The following is a 17,450-nucleotide window of genomic DNA, read 5'->3' on the forward strand; positions in this document are numbered from 1 at the left end:
CGCGTCACCTGCCCATCAGCATGACGGTGAGGGTGACGAAGGAGAGCACTGCCGATAGCCCCGAGAGGAAGCCGAGCACGACGGTGACCTGCCGGAGCGGCGCTTTCGCCTCTTTGCGGATCGCGACCAGCCGGTCGTCGAAGGCACGCAGCGTCTGGTCGAAGCGCATCTGGAAGACGTCGATCTCGCCGAGACGGGACGCGATCGCACCATTGCCCTCGACCTCTTCGGATTGCCTCACCTCGGCCTCGCGCTGGCGATGCTGCGCCAGCTGCACGCCGAGCTCGCCGACCTTGTCGAGCAGTTCCTTCTGGGCCAGCTGCGAGCGTCGCTGCAGCGCGATCAGCGCCTCGACCCGGTCGAAGAAGCGGGCGAGCGGCACGGCGATCGCCGCCTCCGCCGCGAGCTCCGCCGGCGGCGGCAGGCGCAATTCGAGCTCGGCGCCGGTGCTCGGTGAGATACCGACGATGGTCAGCGCCTCGCGCGCCGCCGCGGTGCGGTCGTCGAGCTCCATGGCGAAAGCGTGCCGGCCGTCGCCGATGCCGTTGCGGCGCAGGTCGATGCGGCCCTGGTCGGCGACAGCCTCCTGCACCTTGAGGCCATTGCGCATCAGGCGCACGGTCAGCCGCTCCTCGGGACGGGCCTCGTCCCAGATCCAGCCATGCAGCCGGTTGCCGTCGAGCGCGTCGACGCGCCCGTTGAGCTTTGCCGGGGTCGCGCTCGCTTCGCTCACGGTACTGTCCGGACTGTGCATCGTCGTCATGCTGGTCATGCCGCCTCCGCCAGTTTGAGTTGATCGAACAGGGCAAGGTGCGCCTGCGCGCAGTCGTCCATGCCGGGTTGCGGCGCGATGCGGTCGACGAGGCGGTGCCAGAGCCCATCCTCGCTCGCGGCGCGCGCCATGACCTGCGCGAGCTGGCGCGGATCGCCCGGGCGGGCGTGCAGCCCGTCGATGCCGTCGCGCACCATCTCGGCCATGCCGCCGATACTGCTGGCGATCACGGGCCGCAGATGCTGGAAAGCTTCCTGGATGACGAGGGGCGCGTTCTCGTACCAGATCGAGGGCATCACCACCCAGTCGACCTCGGCCATCAGCGCTGACATCTCGTCGCGGCGATAGGGGCCGCAATGCACGACCTCGGCGCCTGCCTCTGCGAGCGCCTTGTCGAGTGCGGTGGTGAAGACCTCGCTCTGGAACGGCGCGTCGCCATGGATGCGCAGTTCGAAGCCGTCAACGCCCTCGTCGCGCAGAAGCTTGGCCGCTTGCAGCAACGGCAGCGCGCCTTTCCACGGGTTGAGATTGCCGAAATAGCCGAAACGATTGCGCGCCCCATGGGTGTGCCGGTGCGGCACCGGCATCTGCGCCGGCCGCGCATTGGCGATCACCTCGATCTTCTCGCTTGGCAGGCCCCAGTCGATGTAGCGCTGGCGCAGGAAGCGGCTCGGCGAAACGAAGCGATCGACGGCAGAGAGATGCGTCTTCAGGAAGCGCTCGCGCAGCAGGAAGCGGTCGGGGCCGATCTCCGGGAAACAGCCATGGCATTTTGCTGGCGAAGCTCCGGTGCAGCGCTGCTTGTCGCCGGTGCGCACCATCAGCCCGTCATGGTGGCAGATCGAATAATAGTCGTGCAGCGTCATCACGATCGACGCCTGCGGCAGCAGACGTCGCGCCAGCGCCAGGAACTCGGCGCCGATCAGCACGAGATGATGGATGTGGATCACGTCCGGCCGGAATTCGATCAGCAGCGAACCGAGATCCTGCAAGGTGCCGTAATGGTCGATCTGGCTGAGATGGAAGCGATCGAAATGCCCGCTCCACAGCAACAGGTCGCCATCCGGGCCGGTTGCCTGGAAGGCGGTGCCGGGATGCGGCTGGCGGTGGATCGCATTGGTCGCGCCGAGGAAGAGCACCTCGCAGCCCTCGCCGCGATAGGCGCTCGCCAGGTCATGCGCGAAGATCTCGGTGCCGCCCGGATGCAGGTCCGGGTGGTTATGGGCGACGACGAGGATGCGCCGGCTCATCGCTGAACCCCCGATTTCACCGCGACCAGCAGATCCTGGTAGTGGGCCGCGCTGTGGCCGCGCCAATGGCCGGGGTCGAGCCGCTCGACGGCGAGGCCGGCCTGCGTCGCGTGTTCGAGCAGGAAGCCGGCGTCGATGCCGGCGGCGGCCAGCGGCGCCTCCTCGATCGCATACCAGCCGGGACCCTCACCCCAGCGCCGGAACTTCAGGCGCTCCTGGCCGGTGCTCTGGCCGTCGAGCGCGAAGGCGGTGAGGAAGAGCCGCCCGCCCGGGGCGAGCAGGCGCGCGACTTCGTTGAGGTAGACCACCAGCTCGTCCGGCGGCAGGTGCGTCGCCACCGAGGTCATGGTGATGAAGTCGAAGCTCTGGTTGGCGAAGCCGAAGCGCACCTCGTTGCCCGGCAGCGAGCCCTGCGGGTTGTAGAGCGGGTGGGCGATGTCGAGGCGCTGGAAGCGGAAGCGCGGATAAGCCGGAGAGATCGTCTGGGCGCACCAGAGGATGCCGTCCATCACCGGATCGACGCCGTCATAGCTGCCGCGCTCGGGGTCGAGATATTGCGTCAGCGGCACCGCCATGCGGCCGATGCCGCAACCGATGTCGAAGACGCGCTCATGCGGCTGCAGCCGGCCGATCCGGACGAAATGGCCGAGGAACTCGGCGCCGATGGCGCGATAGTCGCCGTCGCCGACGAAGATCGAATCCGGCGGCGGATGCGGCAGGAACCGGTTCGTCTGGACATGCGCCAACAGCCAGGCGAGTTCGGGCGTCGCCGGCAAGATCGCGGGCGCTGCTTCTGAAGTGGTCTGTCGCAGGGCGAGGGTCGCCGTCATGCCGCAGTCGCCCTTCTGAGGTTGGCGCGGGAGAGGAGGAATTCCGGATCGAGGCTCAAGGACGGCGCCGGCGCGGATTGCTGCTGGGGCGCCGGCTTGTCGATCGCCGCCATCAGCGCCCCGATCTCACCGTCCCAGCGCTTGGTCTGGAGCCAGGAATTATGCTGCGAGGCGACGCCGCGGGTGTAGTCGAGGCTCTTCGAGATCGACTGGCGCTCGAGGTGATAGAGCGACACGCTCGGGACATAGACGATGCCGAGCCCGGCCCGGGCGATCTTGAGGCAGAGATCACTGTCCTCGTAGTCGCCGATCACGTAAGCGTCGTCGAAGCCGCCGACCTCCATGAACAGCGCCCGCGTCATGACGATGCAGGCGCCGGTGACGCCGGGCACAGACCGCTCGACATTGGCCGGCGCATAGCCGCTCGGCATGCCCTTGAAGTAATGATGGTTGAGCCAGGTGCCTTTACTGTCGCGCTTGAAGTAGAGCCCGGCATGCTGCAGCGAGCCATCGTCATAGAGCAGCTTGGGGCCGACCGCGCCGGTGCGCCGGTGCGGCTCGAGCCGCTGCAACAGCGCCGGCAGCCAGCCCTCGCTGTCGGGGATGACATCGGAATTGACGAGCGCCAGAGCCTGTCCGCGCGAGGCAGCCGCACCGGCATTGCAGGCGGCCGAGAAGCCGCCATTGCGGCCCATCACCACGAGCTGCATCGGCAGCCCATAGGCGAGGAAGAGCCCGCCGAGGAGGTGGGCGACCTCGCCCTCATGCTCGGGTGAATCGAGCACATAGATCAGCTCGGCCTTCTCGACGAACCAGCGATCGGCGGCGAAGGCGCAGACCTGAATGCGCAGGAAATCGTAGACGCGGTAGAGCGGGATCACCACCGAGACGGCCGGGCTCGCCGGCCCCTTGCCGAAGCTCTTGATGCGGGGCTCCGGCAGGCTCTGGCGCAAGGCCGCCTGGCAGTCGGCCAGCACCGGCGCGATCGTCCGCTCCAGCATCTGCGCGGTGAGATGCTGCGGCGGGATCGCGGCCAGCGCCCGGGCGCGGATGGCGAGGGTGTCTGCCGGCTGCGCATTGGGGCGCAGCGACAGAACGGTGCCGGATTTCAGCTTGAGCTCGACCCGTGGCTGCAGCACCGGCGCGCCACCGGCATAGCCGGGGATCAGGGCTGCAAAGCCGATGGCGCGCTTGACGTCGCCATTGGTGCCAGCGGGCAGCAGCGCGGGGAAATGGTCCAGCCGTTCGAGCACCGGCGTCGGCTCACCCTCGGAGCGATGCAGCAGCACCTCGTCGAGCAGCCCCTCGGCATCGCGATACCAGCCACCCAGCAACAAACCGGCCGGGGTGGTGACGGCGAGGTCGAGCTCGGCCGAAGGCAGGTCGTCATTGCGGCGCACGGTCTGGGCCGCGAGTGGCAGCCGCCTCTGCATCTCGATCGCCAGCAGGCGGCCCTGCTCGGAGAGGCCGGAAAGCTGCTCGACGAGCCAGCTGCGCAACCCGTCGCGCTGGCTGGCCTTGCCGGCCCACCAGCGTCCGAGCGAAGGGATGTCCTGGCGGGCGGCGACGGTCCGAACGATCAGGCCGGATTCGGCCTGCAGGATCAGGAGGCCGCCGGCCTGCGGCGGGAATTCATCGATGATCAGGTGCAGCGGCCGGTTGCCGGCGCGATCGGCGCGGCCGAGCCGCGGCCGGCCGGGCAAGCGGGAGAGGCCACCTGAATCAAGTCGATAGGCGGTGCGGACGCCGGAGAGCCGGCCGGGAACCGTCGTTTCCAGCAGGACCTTGCCTTCGGTGAGCCGGGCGACCGGGGACGCCGCTAACGGCTTGCGGGCGAGGATCAGCAGGAACTGGCGCAGGAAGCCGAGATAGCCGGCAGCCTGGCTGAGCCCGAACAGCGTCGGCCAATGGCCGACCAGGGCGTTGGCGAGCATGCGACGCGCATCGGGCGTCGCGTCGCGGACGAGATCCTCCGCATCGGCCATGCCATGGACGAGATCGGGATCGAAACGCGCAGTGGTGTCGCCGCCCGGATGATCGTCGGACAGAGCCGCGACGACTTCACCGGATCCGCCATGGCGGAAGACGACGACGACGCGCAGGCGTCCATCGCCGAGAGGCAGGACGACCGAGCCCGAGGCGAGGCGCTTCTCCCCTGCAGCGAGCGCGATGCGCGGCCGCGACAGCACGGGAGCGTCGATGGTCCAGCTCAGCAGGAAAACCGAGCCGCTCAGCCTGGAGAGATGCAGCTGTGGGCTCAGGCCGTCCGTGGCCGGCGCGGGCGCAAGAGAGAGCATGAGGAACCTGTTCCGGAAGGGCAGGGGGAGGCGCCGGCCGGACCGTGATCCGGCCGGCGCCAGCTTTCGTCAGGCGACCGAGAAGTAGGAGTTCGGATCGGCCTGGATGTCTTCGGCGGAGACGCCGACGATGGTCACGGTGTCGCCATTGCCGAGATCGATGACGGCGTTGCCGCCGACGGTGGTGGCGCGCGCCGCCACGTCCTCGGCCGAGCCGATGTCGGTGCCGTTGATGCCGCTCGAGATCTGCAGCAGGTCGTGGCCGGCATCGAAGTCGAGCACGACGTCGTTGCCGCCGCCGCCATTGAAGATGAAGATGTCGTCGCCGGCGCCGCCGGAGAGGATGTCGTCACCCGCGCCGGCGAAGAGCAGATCGTCGCCCGCGCCGCCCTGAAGGACGTCGTTGCCGGCGCCGCCTTCGAGCACGTCGCTGCCGGCGCCGCCCTGCAGGACGTCGTTGCCCGTGCCGCCGAGCAGGATGTCGTCGCCCGGCCCGCCCTGGAGCAGATCGTCGCCGTCGCCGCCACGCAGCACGTCGTCGCCGGCATTGCCGCGCAGGATGTCGTCGCCGGCGCCGCCGTCGAGAACGTCCTCGCCCTCGCCGCCGAACAGGCTGTCATTGCCTTCGCCGCCGGTGAGCACGTCGTCACCCTGGCCGCCGAAGAGCGCATCATTGCCCTCGCCGCCGGACAGGAAGTCGTTGCCGCCGTCGCCATAGAGCAGGTCGTCGCCCTCTTCGCCGAAGAGAGAGTCCACCTGGTTGCCACCATGGACGATGTCGTCCCCGGCGCCGGCGAGGATCACGTCACTGAAGCGTGTCCCAATCAAGAAATCATCGAATGCACTGCCTTCGATCGTGGCCATTCGTCACCTCCTCGGTGATCAGAGAGCACCACCAGATATGCGGAGAACGTCCGCCGCTCGTTCTGGGTCACGGTGCGATTTCGACGGCGACCCAAAGGTTCGCCATCGTACGACGCTCGCGAGAGTAGCCAAGAAGAGTGTCGTATCAAGCAATATATTATGACCTTTTTGCGATGCAGCAAAGTTTATGTCATTTTATATATTGTTCAAACGAGCATTATACTAAGAACTTGATACGGATTTCGAAGTATATTGTTTCGAGTTGGAATCGACCGGCGATGCGGTCCGATCCCGGCGGCCAGACAGGCCGGGCTCAATCCTCCCTGAAGGCGCGGTTGAAGCTGTCGCGGATGGGCGAGAGCAGGTAATCGGCCGCAAAACGCCGGCCGTTGACGATCAGCACCTCGGCCGCCATGCCGGCATGCAGCGTCACCTTGTTCTCCTTCAGGCTCTGCGGCGTGATCTCGGCGCGGACGATGAAGAAGGCATTGCCGGTCTTGTCGTCGATCAGCTGGTCGGCTGCGACATAGCTGACCTTCGCCAGAAGCGGGGGCATGATCCGGGCGTTGAAGGCGGTGAGTCTGACCTGCGTGTCGGCGCCGACCCGGACCGAATCGATGTCGCGCGGATCGACCTTGGCCTCGACGACCAGCGGCTCCTGCTCGGGCACGATGTCGAGGATAGCCTCGCCCGCGGCGACGACGCTGCCGGCCGTGCGCATACGGATATTGGCGACGATGCCTTCCTGCGGCGCGGTCACCACCAGCCGGCGCAGCACGTCCTGCGCCTGGACGATACGCTCGACCACCTCCGAGAGCTGGAGCTGGCTGTCCTGCAAATCCTTGGCGATCTCGCTCTGGCGATCGAGGCTGATCGCCTTGATCTCGAGCTCGGCGCCGGCGACGGCCTGCTCGGCCTTGGCCTTGCGTGCCTTCATCTCGCCGGCGCGGCCGGTGAGCTCGCTCTGCCGGGTCTGCAGCTCGACGAGCTGGGAGCGCTTGGCATAGCGCTTCTCATAGAGCTCGGCGATCGTCTTCACCTCGTCGTCGATCAGCGTGCGCTGGTTGCGCACGGCGTCGATCTGCGCTTGCAGCGCCTCGGATTCGGCCTGGTGCTGCTCGATCACGCGCTGCTGGATGCGGGTCTTGCCGTCGTAGACTTGGGCGCGGGCGCGGAAGAGAGCGCGCTCGGCATTGACCACCTCGCGTGCGATCGGCGTCCGCGCATTCTCGATGTCATCCGGGAAGTCGATCTGCGTCGCATCGCTCTGCTCGGCGCGCAGACGGGCGAGCCTGGCGTCGAGGCCGACGCGCTTGCCTTCGAGCTGCTGCAGCTCGGCGCGGGCACGGGCGTCCTCCAGCCTGAGCAGCGGCTCATTCTGCGAGACGCGCTCGCCTTCCGCCTTGAGCAGGGTCTTGAGGATGCCGCCTTCGAGATGGCTGACAGTCTTGCGCCGGCTGTCGACGATCACGGTCGCCTGCGCGACAGCGGCATTGTCGAGCCGCGCCGTCACCGCCCAGGCGCCGAAGCCGCCGAAGCCGATCGCCACCGCGGCGACGCCGGCAAGGACGAGGTTGCGCAGCGAGGGCATGCGCTCCTCGGGCTCCGCCTCGATCTTCATCGGCACGAGCGCACGGTCTGGCCGGCGCAGCATCGGAAGCTCGCTCATGCGCTCACCTCGCGGGTGGGGACCGGTTTTGCCTGTTCGATCTCGACCACGCCGCCGGGCGTGATCATGCCGGAGATCGCCGAGCGTGGGCCGAACTGGGCGACGCGGCCCTCGCGCAGCACCAGGATCTTGTCGACGATCTGCATCACCGAGGGGCGGTGCGCGATCAGGATCACGATCGCGCCGCTCTCGCGGGCGGCGTTGATCGCCCGGATCAGGCTCTGCTCGCCCTCGGTGTCGAGATTGGCGTTGGGCTCGTCGAGCACGACGAGGCGCGGCATGCCGTAGAGCGCCCGCGCCAGGCCGATGCGCTGGCGCTGGCCGCCGGACAATTTGAAATCGCTGTCGGCGACATTGGTGTCGTAGCCGAGCGGCAGGCGGCCGATCAGCTCGTGCACGCCGGCGATCCGCGCCGCCTCCAGGATGGCATGCGGATCGGGTTTGCGCATGCGGGCGATGTTCTCGGCGATGGTGCCGTCGAGCAGCGAGACCGATTGCGGGAGATAGCCGACCATGTCGCCGAAGGAGCCGCGCTCCCACAGATAGGTGTTGTGGCCGTCGAGATAGACGCCGCCGACATTCGGCTTGAGCACGCCGACGATCAGGCGCGCCAGCGTCGATTTGCCGGCTCCCGATGGCCCGACCAGGCCGAGCACCTCGCCCGGCTCGAGCGTGAAGGAGACGCCCTTGATCACCGTCTGCTCGCCGCCCCTGGGCGCGTAGACCAGCCGGTCGATGACGAGGTCGCCCTGCGTCGCCGGGGTCGGCACGCTCTGGCGCTGCGAACTCTGCGACTGCAGAAGGTCGCGCACGCGCTTCCAGGCCGCGGCGGCGAGCACCCATTGCCGCCAGTCGGTGATCATCGAGTCGAACGGTGCCAGCAGGCGGCCGAGCAGGATGCTGCCGGCCATCAGCGTGCCGGCGGTGACCTCGTGCCGGATGATCAGCACGGCGCCGGTCGCGTAGATCGCGAGCTGCATGGTCATGCGGCTGGCGCGGGTGATGGCGGCGATGAACTTGCCGCGGCGCGTGCCGAGATCGAGATGCTCCAGCATGGCGATCTGCTTGGCCCGCCAGCGGCTGGACAGGGCCGGCAGCATGCCCATCGCCTCGATCGTCTCGGCATGGCGCAAGGTGGCGCTGATCTCGTTGATCGAGGCGACGCCCTCCTCGTTCGCCTCCTTCAGCGCCCGCCGCGTCAGCATGTCCGAGACGACGCCGAGCAGCAGCAGGATCAGCAGCGAGGCGAGACCGACGAGGCCGTAGATCCAGTGGAAGGCGAAGAGCACGGCGAGGAAGATCGGCGACCACATCGCCTCCAGCGGCGTCGCGATCGCCGAGCTCGCGATGAAGTAGCGGAGCTCGTTGAGATCGCGGATCGCCTGCGTCGCCTGGCCGGAGCCCTTCTCCAGCGAGGTCGAGACGGCGGCCTGCAGCGCCGGCAGGTTGAGCCGGCGGGCGAGGATGCTTGCCATCGCCTGGAAGGTCAGCGAGCGGATGAACTCGATCGTACCGTAGAGCGCCAGCGCCCCGGCCGCGATCACCAGCAGCATGGTCAGCGTGTCATAGCTGCGGCTGACGATGACACGGTCCTGAACCTGCAGCATGAACATCGGCACGGTCAGCAGCAGGATGTTGACGCAGAAGCTGAGGAAGGCGGCATAGGCCAGCCCCCCGGCAAAGCCGCGCTGCAGACCACGAATCAGGACGTCGGCAGGCTGGGTCGCAACCTTCATGCAGGTCTCCGAATGGGGCTGGCCATCAGATGGCGCCGTCGACGCCTATGCCGATACGGCAGGTTCTGAACGTTATAAAAGCGTGCCACATAAGTCATGTCTATAATATGACAGATGAGGCCTTGTGAAATAACGGCATTTACCGAGAATATGGCAGAAGCGTGCTAAATTTCAAATTTTGAAACAGTTCATGACTATGTTCAGTTCGATAAAATCTTAATCTCATTCGGTTCGGGGTGGCATGTGCTTTGCGTATAGGCTATTCGTCAGCCGAAGGGGCTCGGAGGGCTGACTGCTCATTTCGAGATCAGGCGGAGTAGGGAATGCATCTAAAACCCCATGATGGCGCTCGATTCCTAGGCAATGGTTTCAACGGAGATCCCCCCGACGGCATCCGCCGTCTCGAAGCCGAATCAGCACCGGCGCGGGCGCCGGTGTCGCAGCTCGACCTCGCCCGCATGGTCGAGCGGGTCAGCCGGCGTTTCCTCGACTATCTCAGGCTCGAGCTGACCAAGCTCGGCGTCGACGACATCTCGCCCTCGCAGGTGATGGTGCTGTTCACCATCGGCTCCGGCGAGATCGCGGTGCGCGATCTGCTCGACCGCGGCCACTATGTCGGCTCGAACGCCTCCTACAACCTCAAGCAGCTGGTCGAGAGCGGCTATCTGGAGCGGGGGGCCTCGCCGCGCGACCGCCGTCTCGCCCGGATCTCGCTCTCGCCGAAAGGGCAACTTCTCGTCGAGCGGTTGAAGCTCCTCGATGAGACCAGCCAGTTCGGCCAGGGCCAGGATATCGACACCGAGGGCGACCTCCAGACCACTCACGATACGCTGCGCCGCCTCGAACAATGGTGGGGCGATGCGCTGCGTTATGGCGGGATCCTGCTGGCTTCATGCACGTCCTATTCGTTCATCGTTCAGGATCTGGTCAGTTCGCTCACCTGATCCAGCGCCTCGTCGCCGAGGGTGGCGAGGTCACGCTGGTGACGGAGAAGCCTGAACCGGATCGCCCGGGCGTGAGGCAGATCGCTTATTCCGTCGGCGAGCCGGCGACCGCGCATGCGACGCTGGCCGCCACCGACTACCATGTGCGCACTGGCGAGGCGGTTGCCGCCGAGTTGAGCAGATTGCACCGGCACGACCGGCCGGATGCGATCCTCGGCCATGTCGGCTGGGGTGGCATGCTCTTCGCCAAGGACGCGATGCCGGGCGTGCCGCTGATCGGCTATTGCGAGTATTTCTACAACGCGGCCGGCTCCGACCTCGACTTCGACATAGGCATCCCCGTGCCGGACGCCGAGCGGCGACGCATCCGCATGCGCAACGCCGCCCAGCTGGTGACGCTGCAGGCGCTCGACTTCGCTTATGCGCCGACGCGCTGGCAGCAGCTGCAATACCCGCGGGCTCTGCAGCAGCGCATCGCCGTCTGCCATGACGGCATCGACATCCATTTTTGTCGGCCTGACGCGCAGGCGGCGTTCACCCTGCCCGATGGGCGCGTGCTTCGTCCCGGCGATCCCGTTGTCACCTTCGCCGCTCGCGACCTCGACCCCTATCGGGGCTATCCGCAATTCATGCGCGCCGCGGCCCGGATCGCGCAGGAACGGCCCGAGGTGGTCTTCGTCGCGGTCGGCGGCGACGGGCCGGGCTATGGCCGGCCGCGCCCGGACGGGCAGCTCTGGCGCGAGGTCATGCTGGAGGAGACCGGCCTCGGCGATCGCATCGTCCATATTCCCTGGCTTGCCCATGCCGACCTGATCAGGCTGTTCCAGGTCTCGGCCGCCCATGTCTATCTGAGCGTCCCCTTCGTGCTGTCCTGGTCGATGCTGGAAGCGATGGCCTGCGGTGCGCTGGTCGTCGGCTCGGCGACGCCGCCGGTGCAGGAGGTGATCCGCCACGGCGCCAACGGCCTGCTCGCCCCCTTCTTCGACGAGGCGCGATTGGCGAAGACAGTCATCGCTGTGCTCGACAGGCAGGCCGAGCTCGCACCGCTGCGCGCTGCGGCGCGCCAGACGGTGATTGCGCGCTATGAGCGCGAGGCTTGCGTCGATCGCCAGCTCGGCTTCATCGGCCGGCTGGTCGCCGAAGACGACCTCTTGGCGGCGCAGTAGCCGGCTGGCTCAGCCGGCGGTGGACGTGTCCAACGGCAATGGTCCGAAGAAGCCGATGATCTGGGTGATCCGGCCATCATCCCCGATAACGGCGATGTCGAGCCCTTCCGGCAGCGTCGTGCCGTCGGCCTCGATCGCCCGCCAGGCGAAGCGGGCAAAGCCATGATGATGCTGGACCGCGCTGGTCCTGACCACGCGGGCGCCAGGGCGCTGCGCCAGCACCCCGGCGATGTGTTCGAGCAGGGCCTCGGCGCCGTGGGCATCGGCCCTCGGGTCGGTGTAGCGTCCGCCGTCAGCCCAGACTTCAGCTAGCGCGGCGGCGCGCGCTGCCGGCTCAGGATCGGACCAGGCTTCGCAATAACGGTCGATGATCGCCTCGATCGACATGGCCGATCCCTTCTATGCAGTGCCGATCTCAGGCTGCGCTCTGATAGGCCCAGCTGCCATGCGTCTCCAAAGCCGAGCGTACCGAATTGGCCAGGAAGCAGTTGGCATGGGCGTCGTGATGCAGCGCTTCGACGGCGGCCTCGTCCGGCACCTTCTGTCCGCTGAAGACGATATGCGGCTTCAGCGTCACCGTTGCGACCCACTCCTTGCCGTCGGCATTCTTCAGCATCTTGCCTTCGGCGGCATCGGCATAGCTGTCCACCCGGTAGCCGCGCAGGGCCGCCAGATTGAGGAACCAGAGCATGTGGCAGCTCGATAGGGCCGCGACGTAGGCCTCCTCCGGATCGACATTGGCCGGGTTGGAGAAGGGCACGCGCACCACATGCGGCGAGCTCGAAGCCGGCACTTCCAGCCCGCCATCGAAGCGCCAGAGATGGGCGCGGCTGTAGCGGTTGTCGAGAAAGGCCTCATCGCCGCGCTGCCAGGTGATCGTCGCGCCATGCGTCGCCATCAACTCTCTCCTTCTCCGGAGCAGGCCGCGAGCACGACCGCCCGCGTCCCCTGCAAATGCTGTTCGAGGATCGTCTGGGCGGCGGCCGCATCGCCCGCCGCGACCGCGGCGATCAGCCGGCGATGTTCGTCGGCCCAGCCCTGCTTGCGCGCCCCGGGGCCGAGCGCCTGTGCGCTGAAGCGGTCGATCGGCGCGCGCAGCTGCCGGAACAGGGCAAGGCTGCGCGGGCGCTCGGCCGGCGCATAGAGCGCCTCGTGGAAAGCGATGTCGCCGGAAATCCAGCCAAGCCGGTCCTCGGCGTCCTCAAGCCTGTCCTGCAGCCGCGTCAGTTCACGCAGCGAGCGCTGGTCGTGCCGGCCGAGCGCCCGCGCCAGGAGGTCGCCCTCGACCAGCAGCCTGAGATCGAACAGTTCGTCGATCTCCTGTGCTTGCGGCCGGCTCACGCGGGCGCCGCGATAATGTGCGATCTCGAGCAGGCCCTCGCTCTGCAACTGCGCCAACGCTTCGCGCACCGGTATGCGGCTGACGCCGTATTCGGCTGCGATCTGCTCCTGCCGCAACAGTTCGCCCGGCCGCCACCGGCCGGCATCGATCGCCTCGCGCAGGCGCTGGGCCAAGGCGGATGCGGTCGTGGCAGCGGCGAGTTGGGAGGTTATCATAGGATAATTGTATCCAAAACTTGCATGACCGCAAGCGCCCCGTTTCGGCGCTGTTGTCAGAGGCTCACTGGCGCAGTTACAAGCACCCCGAACGAGAGGATCGTTCGGGCATGACATTCGAGATCGCCGCCACCCCGCAGGAGGCCGTCGACCGGCTGGAGCTGCTCTACGAGCAGGCCCGGACGGCGCTGCGCGACGATTTGCAGCGCTTCTTCACCACCGCCGAGCCGCCGACGCCGGATGAGCGGGCGCTCTATCGCTACCCGATGCTGCGCGTCACCTACGAGCCCTCGAAGCTGCCGGCGGCGACGCGGCGCGGTTATGCGAAATTCGCCACGCCGGGCATCTATTCGACGACGGTGACGCAGCCCGCCGAGTTCCGCGCCTATCTGCTCGATCAGCTCCAGCCGCTGGTCGACGAGTACGGAGCGACAATCGAGACCGGAATCAGCAGCCAGGAGATTCCCTACCCCTACGCGCTCGACGGCGGCGACGAGCTCGGCCGCGGCACGGTCACGGCCGCTGAGCTCGCCCGGCACTTCCCGACGCCGCTGCTGGCGTTGGTCGGCGACGAGATCGCCGACGGCACCTTCGAGATCGTCGAGGGCGAGCCGCGCCCGCTCTCGCTCTTCGATGCGGTCCGGGTGGATTACTCACTGCGCCGGCTGGTTCACTACACCGGCACCGACTGGCGCGCCGTGCAGCCCTGGGTGCTGCTGACCAACTACCATCGCTATGTCGACCAGTTCGTCCGGCTGGCCCTGGCCGAGATCGAGGCGGGGACCGCAGAGGCGCTCGTCGCGCCGGGCGGTATCCGCATCGATCGCGACGGTATCGACGTCAGCGCCGCCGAACGGGTGATGTCGGCGCCCTGGCACCGCTTCCAGATGCCGGCCTATCACCTGATCCGTTCGAGCGGCGAGGGCGTCACTTTGGTCAATATCGGCGTCGGCCCCTCCAATGCCAAGAATATCACTGACCATCTCGCGGTGCTCAGGCCCAATTGCTGGCTGATGGTCGGCCATTGCGGTGGCCTGCGCCAGACGCAGATCATCGGCGATTACGTCCTCGCCCACGCCTATCTCCGCCAGGACGGCATTCTGGACGAGTTGGTGCCGCCCGATGTGCCGGTCCCGGCGCTGGCGGAGGTCCAGGTTGCGTTGCAAGAGGCGGCGGCCGAAGTCACCGGTGAGAAGGGCGACCGGCTGAAGCAGCGCCTGCGCACCGGCACCGTCGTGACGCAGGACGATCGCAATTGGGAGCTGCGCTGGAGCAAGGAGCGCAAGCGCATCAACCTGTCGCGCGCCATTGCGGTTGACATGGAGTCCGGCACGATCGCGGCACAGGGCTATCGCCTGCGCGTGCCCTACGGCACCTTGCTCTGCGTCTCCGACAAGCCGCTGCACGGTGAGATCAAGCTGCCCGGCGCCGCCAACGCCTTCTACGAGCGCGCCGTCGGCGAGCACCTCAAGATCGGCCTCGCCGCGCTCGAGAAGCTCAAGAAAGCCGGCTCGTCGATCCATTCGCGCAAGCTCAGGAGCTTCGACGAGCCGCCGTTCCGCTAGGAGCCTACCCCGCCGGGCAGGCCGCTCCGCTATCGGCCCAGGCCTGCATCAATTCGCCGAACTGCGCATTGGTCCCCGGAGCCGGCTGGCGGCCCTTGCCGGGGTTCCAGGCCCAGAGCACCAGCGTGTCCGAGGTGACGTGCTTGACGATCGCGGCGAGGTCGCGGCTGCCATTGCGGTTCTGGTCCTTGAGCTGCTCGCAGATCTGGCCGAGCGTCTTGCCTTCCCAGGCCATCGAGGCCGGAGCCAGCGCCCAATGGCCATCGCCGGGGATGCCGGCCGGGTCGAAGTTCTGCTTGCCGTGGCAGGTGGTGCAGGCGAGGCCGGGCGCGCCATGCCCGTCCTTGCCGCGCACCACCATCGGCTGGTGCAGCCGCCTCGCATCGCTCTGGCGCGGCCGCTCCGTCGCCGGATGGCAGTTCATGCAGCGCGGATGCTGCAGCACCTTGCCGATCTCGGTGAACAGCGCGACCGAGCGGTCGCGCTGATTGGCGACGCCAGCGAAGCTGGCGGCGGGGCGTAAGGCCGCCCCACCCGGTGCCGGCGCGGTCTGCGCCAGCGTCAAGGCGCTGCCGAGCAGCAGGGTGACGGCGGCAGCCGCCGTGGCGAGAGCGATCGATCGCATCACACGGTCCCTCCGACCATCGGCAGCGACAGCGGCCGCTCGCGCCCGAGCCGCGCCAGCGCATTGGCGACAGCAGGGCCGATCGGCGGCACGCCGGGCTCGCCGACGCCGGTCGGCTTCTCGGTCGAGGGCACGATCCTGACCTCGACCTCCGGCATCTCGTTGATCCGCAGCGAGCGGTAGCTGTCGAAATTGCCCTGGACCGGCTTGCCCTGGTCGAGCGTCAGCTCGCCATAGAGGGCATGGCCGAGGCCGAAGCCGATGCCGCCCTCCATCTGGGCGCGGATGATGTCGGGATTGACCGCGACGCCGCAATCGACCGCGCACCAGACCTTGTGCACCCGGGGCTCGCCGCCCTCGCCGAGCGAGACCTCGGCGATCTGCGCCACATAGGATCCGAAGCTCTCGACCACGCCGACGCCGCGGGCGCGTCCGTTGACCGGGCCGGGTCCGTTCCATTTGGCGAGGTCAGCGACGGCTTTCAGCACATTGGCGAGGCGCTGCTGCTTGCCCATCAGGGCGAGCCGCCCGGCGACCGGGTCCTGACCCGCCGCCTGCAACAACTGATCGATGAAGCATTCGACCGCATAGCCGGTATGGGTGTGGCCGACCGAGCGCCACCACAGGGTCGGCACGCCGACATCGACGGTGTGCAGGCCGCAGCGGAAATCGGCGATCTCATAGGGCAGCTCGTTGGCGCCCTCGACCATCACCGGGTCGATGCCGTCCTTGATCATCGCCTCGAAAGGCGAGCCCTTCAGGAAGGACTGGCCGACGAGCGAGGCGCTCCAGGCGGTGATCTTGCCGTCCTTCACCGCGCCGCGCAGGCGATGCAGGAAGAGCGGGCGGTAATAGCCGCCGGAGAGATCGTCCTCGCGGGTGCGTACCAGCTTGACCGGCCGGTTCGGGCCGATCGCCTTGGCGACTTCGGCAAGTTCGACCGCAAGCTCGGAACTCGGCTGCGCGCGCCGGCCGAAGCTGCCGCCGCCCAGCATGGTCTCGACCGTGACCTTCTCCGGTCCGAGGCCGAGCACCTTGGCGATGACCTGATGGTCGATGGTCTGGAGTTGGCTGCCGAGGCGGGCGAGCGCTCCTTGCGCATTCCATTCGAGATAACCGTCGAGCGGCTCCATCGGCGCATGCGCCAGATAGGGGAAGGCGTATTCCGCCTCGATCACCTTCTCGGCCTTGGCGAGCACCGCTTCGGCATCGCCGTGCTTGCCGGCGATGGTCCCTTCCGTCCGCGCGAGCTTGCGATATTCGGCGAAGAGCTCGCGGCTGCCGCGCTTCTCGGCGCCGCTTTCGTCCCAGGTGACCTTCAGCGCCTCGCGCCCCTTCAGCGCCGGCCAGGTCCCGGTCGCATAGACGGCGACGCCCGACGGAATCTGCTTGATGTCGACGACGCCCTTGACCTTCTTGGCCTCGGTCGCGTCGAAGGACGCGACCTTGCCGCCGAAGCGCGGCGGCCTGGCGACGACGACCGTCAGCATCTCCGGCGTATGGATGTCGATGGTGAACTGCGCCGTGCCGGTCGACTTGCCCTTGCTGTCGAGACGAGGCGTCGCGCCCTCCTTGCCGATCAGCCTGAACTGCGCGGGATCCTTGAGCTTGACCTCGGCGGGCGCCTGCAGCTTCGACGCCGCCTCGGCGAATTCGCCGAAGCGCCCTTGCTTGCCGGAGGCATGCTTCAGCACGCCCTTCTCGACGCTGATCTCGGCCGCAGGGACCTTCCAGGCCTCTGCTGCCGCCTGCACCAGCATGGCGCGGGCGGTCGCGCCGGCCTTGCGCATCTGCTCATAGGAATTGGCGATCGCGGTCGAGCCGCCGGTGCCCTGGATGCCGAAGGCGAGGTTGGCATAGAGCTTGGGATCGGAGACCGCGTGCTCGGCCCGCATCTGGGCCCAGTCGGCGTCGAGCTCCTCGGCGACGAGCGTGGCGAGGCCGGTGAACGGGCCCTGGCCGAACTCGATATGCTTGACCAGCACCGTCACGGTGTCGTCGGCAGCGATGCGGACGAAGGCGTTCGGCGCGAAGGCAGCCGTGCCGCCCGGCTTGAACACCTGGGCCGCGCCCGATTGCGCCCGGCCGGCCTGCGGCAGGCTCATGCCGATGACGAGCGCGCCGGCGCCCTTCAGGAGGTTGCGGCGCGAAAGGGAGATGTCGTGCACGGTCATG

Annotated in this window: 15 protein-coding genes; 3 read left to right on the forward strand and 12 right to left on the reverse strand. The window is 67.7% G+C overall.

Annotated elements, in window-relative coordinates:
- Window positions 1–4: 4 nt before the first annotated feature.
- From GV161_RS12165 to GV161_RS12195, 7 genes are all read right to left on the reverse strand, one after another.
- The gene (locus GV161_RS12165) at window positions 5–772 is read right to left on the reverse strand and encodes a hypothetical protein (RefSeq protein WP_152016021.1); all 768 of its coding nucleotides are present in this window, start codon (window positions 770–772) and stop codon (window positions 5–7) included.
- Entirely contained in the window at window positions 769–2,022 is a 1,254-nt protein-coding gene (locus GV161_RS12170) for a glycosyltransferase family 4 protein (RefSeq protein ID WP_152016020.1), read from the reverse strand. Before GV161_RS12170 ends, GV161_RS12165 begins: the two co-directional genes overlap by 4 nt.
- On the reverse strand, window positions 2,019–2,852 hold the full coding sequence (locus GV161_RS12175; protein ID WP_152016019.1) for a class I SAM-dependent methyltransferase: 834 nt from the start codon (window positions 2,850–2,852) through the stop codon (window positions 2,019–2,021). Before GV161_RS12175 ends, GV161_RS12170 begins: the two co-directional genes overlap by 4 nt.
- A complete protein-coding gene (locus tag GV161_RS12180; RefSeq protein ID WP_152016018.1) occupies window positions 2,849–5,149 on the reverse strand; it encodes a glycosyltransferase in 2,301 nt (766 codons plus the stop codon). Before GV161_RS12180 ends, GV161_RS12175 begins: the two co-directional genes overlap by 4 nt.
- A 69-nt stretch (window positions 5,150–5,218) precedes the next feature.
- Window positions 5,219–6,013 (reverse strand): calcium-binding protein, encoded by a 795-nt coding sequence (locus tag GV161_RS12185; RefSeq protein ID WP_152016017.1) that lies wholly within the window; start codon window positions 6,011–6,013, stop codon window positions 5,219–5,221.
- A 313-nt stretch (window positions 6,014–6,326) separates the two neighbouring features.
- The gene (locus GV161_RS12190) at window positions 6,327–7,682 is read right to left on the reverse strand and encodes an HlyD family type I secretion periplasmic adaptor subunit (RefSeq protein WP_152016016.1); all 1,356 of its coding nucleotides are present in this window, start codon (window positions 7,680–7,682) and stop codon (window positions 6,327–6,329) included.
- Entirely contained in the window at window positions 7,679–9,418 is a 1,740-nt protein-coding gene (locus GV161_RS12195; RefSeq protein WP_152016015.1) for a type I secretion system permease/ATPase, read from the reverse strand. Before GV161_RS12195 ends, GV161_RS12190 begins: the two co-directional genes overlap by 4 nt.
- A gap of 434 nt (window positions 9,419–9,852) precedes the next feature.
- Here GV161_RS12195 and GV161_RS12200 point away from each other — a divergent pair, with 434 nt between their 5' ends.
- Window positions 9,853–10,362: a MarR family transcriptional regulator gene (locus tag GV161_RS12200; RefSeq protein WP_244624179.1), complete on the forward strand. Its 510-nt coding sequence runs from the start codon at window positions 9,853–9,855 to the stop codon at window positions 10,360–10,362.
- Window positions 10,311–11,528: a glycosyltransferase gene (locus GV161_RS12205; protein ID WP_152016013.1), complete on the forward strand. Its 1,218-nt coding sequence runs from the start codon at window positions 10,311–10,313 to the stop codon at window positions 11,526–11,528. The genes GV161_RS12200 and GV161_RS12205 overlap by 52 nt, the downstream gene beginning before the upstream one ends.
- Before the next feature lie 9 nt (window positions 11,529–11,537).
- On the opposite strand, the gene GV161_RS12210 is transcribed toward GV161_RS12205, so the two are convergent.
- Genes GV161_RS12210 through GV161_RS12220 form a run of 3 tightly spaced genes read right to left on the reverse strand, consistent with a single transcriptional unit; the run spans window position 11,538 to window position 13,085 of the window.
- Window positions 11,538–11,915 (reverse strand): nuclear transport factor 2 family protein, encoded by a 378-nt coding sequence (locus GV161_RS12210; RefSeq protein WP_152016012.1) that lies wholly within the window; start codon window positions 11,913–11,915, stop codon window positions 11,538–11,540.
- A 28-nt stretch (window positions 11,916–11,943) separates the two neighbouring features.
- Window positions 11,944–12,426: an OsmC family protein gene (locus tag GV161_RS12215; protein ID WP_152016011.1), complete on the reverse strand. Its 483-nt coding sequence runs from the start codon at window positions 12,424–12,426 to the stop codon at window positions 11,944–11,946.
- Window positions 12,426–13,085: a GntR family transcriptional regulator gene (locus GV161_RS12220; protein WP_159650238.1), complete on the reverse strand. Its 660-nt coding sequence runs from the start codon at window positions 13,083–13,085 to the stop codon at window positions 12,426–12,428. Before GV161_RS12220 ends, GV161_RS12215 begins: the two co-directional genes overlap by 1 nt.
- 110 nt (window positions 13,086–13,195) lie before the next feature.
- On the opposite strand from GV161_RS12220, the gene GV161_RS12225 reads away from it, so the two are divergent.
- Entirely contained in the window at window positions 13,196–14,650 is a 1,455-nt protein-coding gene (locus GV161_RS12225; protein WP_152016009.1) for an AMP nucleosidase, read from the forward strand.
- Window positions 14,651–14,654: 4 nt separating this feature from the next.
- On the opposite strand, the gene GV161_RS12230 is transcribed toward GV161_RS12225, so the two are convergent.
- Together GV161_RS12230 and GV161_RS12235 are read right to left on the reverse strand one after the other, a co-directional pair.
- Window positions 14,655–15,275 carry an Isoquinoline 1-oxidoreductase subunit gene (locus GV161_RS12230; protein WP_152016008.1) on the reverse strand — a complete coding sequence of 207 codons (621 nt, stop codon included), beginning with the start codon at window positions 15,273–15,275 and terminating at the stop codon, window positions 14,655–14,657.
- Window positions 15,275–17,449: a xanthine dehydrogenase family protein molybdopterin-binding subunit gene (locus GV161_RS12235; RefSeq protein ID WP_152016007.1), complete on the reverse strand. Its 2,175-nt coding sequence runs from the start codon at window positions 17,447–17,449 to the stop codon at window positions 15,275–15,277. The genes GV161_RS12230 and GV161_RS12235 overlap by 1 nt, the downstream gene beginning before the upstream one ends.
- Window position 17,450 lies beyond the last annotated feature (1 nt).

This window comes from Bosea sp. 29B, from assembly GCF_902506165.1.
In the GTDB taxonomy this organism is placed as follows: domain Bacteria; phylum Pseudomonadota; class Alphaproteobacteria; order Rhizobiales; family Beijerinckiaceae; genus Allobosea.

Bases quoted from the DNA above. Each gene is read 5' to 3' on its own strand.
- GV161_RS12165 (WP_152016021.1), bottom strand. From the start codon at position 772: ATGACCAGCATGACGACGATGCACAGTCCGGACAGTACCGTGAGCGAA.
- GV161_RS12170 (WP_152016020.1), bottom strand. From the start codon at position 2,022: ATGAGCCGGCGCATCCTCGTCGTCGCCCATAACCACCCGGACCTGCAT.
- GV161_RS12175 (WP_152016019.1), bottom strand. From the start codon at position 2,852: ATGACGGCGACCCTCGCCCTGCGACAGACCACTTCAGAAGCAGCGCCC.
- GV161_RS12180 (WP_152016018.1), bottom strand. From the start codon at position 5,149: ATGCTCTCTCTTGCGCCCGCGCCGGCCACGGACGGCCTGAGCCCACAG.
- GV161_RS12185 (WP_152016017.1), bottom strand. From the start codon at position 6,013: ATGGCCACGATCGAAGGCAGTGCATTCGATGATTTCTTGATTGGGACA.
- GV161_RS12190 (WP_152016016.1), bottom strand. From the start codon at position 7,682: ATGAGCGAGCTTCCGATGCTGCGCCGGCCAGACCGTGCGCTCGTGCCG.
- GV161_RS12195 (WP_152016015.1), bottom strand. From the start codon at position 9,418: ATGAAGGTTGCGACCCAGCCTGCCGACGTCCTGATTCGTGGTCTGCAG.
- GV161_RS12205 (WP_152016013.1), top strand. From the start codon at position 10,311: ATGCACGTCCTATTCGTTCATCGTTCAGGATCTGGTCAGTTCGCTCAC.
- GV161_RS12210 (WP_152016012.1), bottom strand. From the start codon at position 11,915: ATGTCGATCGAGGCGATCATCGACCGTTATTGCGAAGCCTGGTCCGAT.
- GV161_RS12215 (WP_152016011.1), bottom strand. From the start codon at position 12,426: ATGGCGACGCATGGCGCGACGATCACCTGGCAGCGCGGCGATGAGGCC.
- GV161_RS12220 (WP_159650238.1), bottom strand. From the start codon at position 13,085: ATGATAACCTCCCAACTCGCCGCTGCCACGACCGCATCCGCCTTGGCC.
- GV161_RS12225 (WP_152016009.1), top strand. From the start codon at position 13,196: ATGACATTCGAGATCGCCGCCACCCCGCAGGAGGCCGTCGACCGGCTG.
- GV161_RS12230 (WP_152016008.1), bottom strand. From the start codon at position 15,275: ATGCGATCGATCGCTCTCGCCACGGCGGCTGCCGCCGTCACCCTGCTG.
- GV161_RS12235 (WP_152016007.1), bottom strand. From the start codon at position 17,449: ATGACCGTGCACGACATCTCCCTTTCGCGCCGCAACCTCCTGAAGGGC.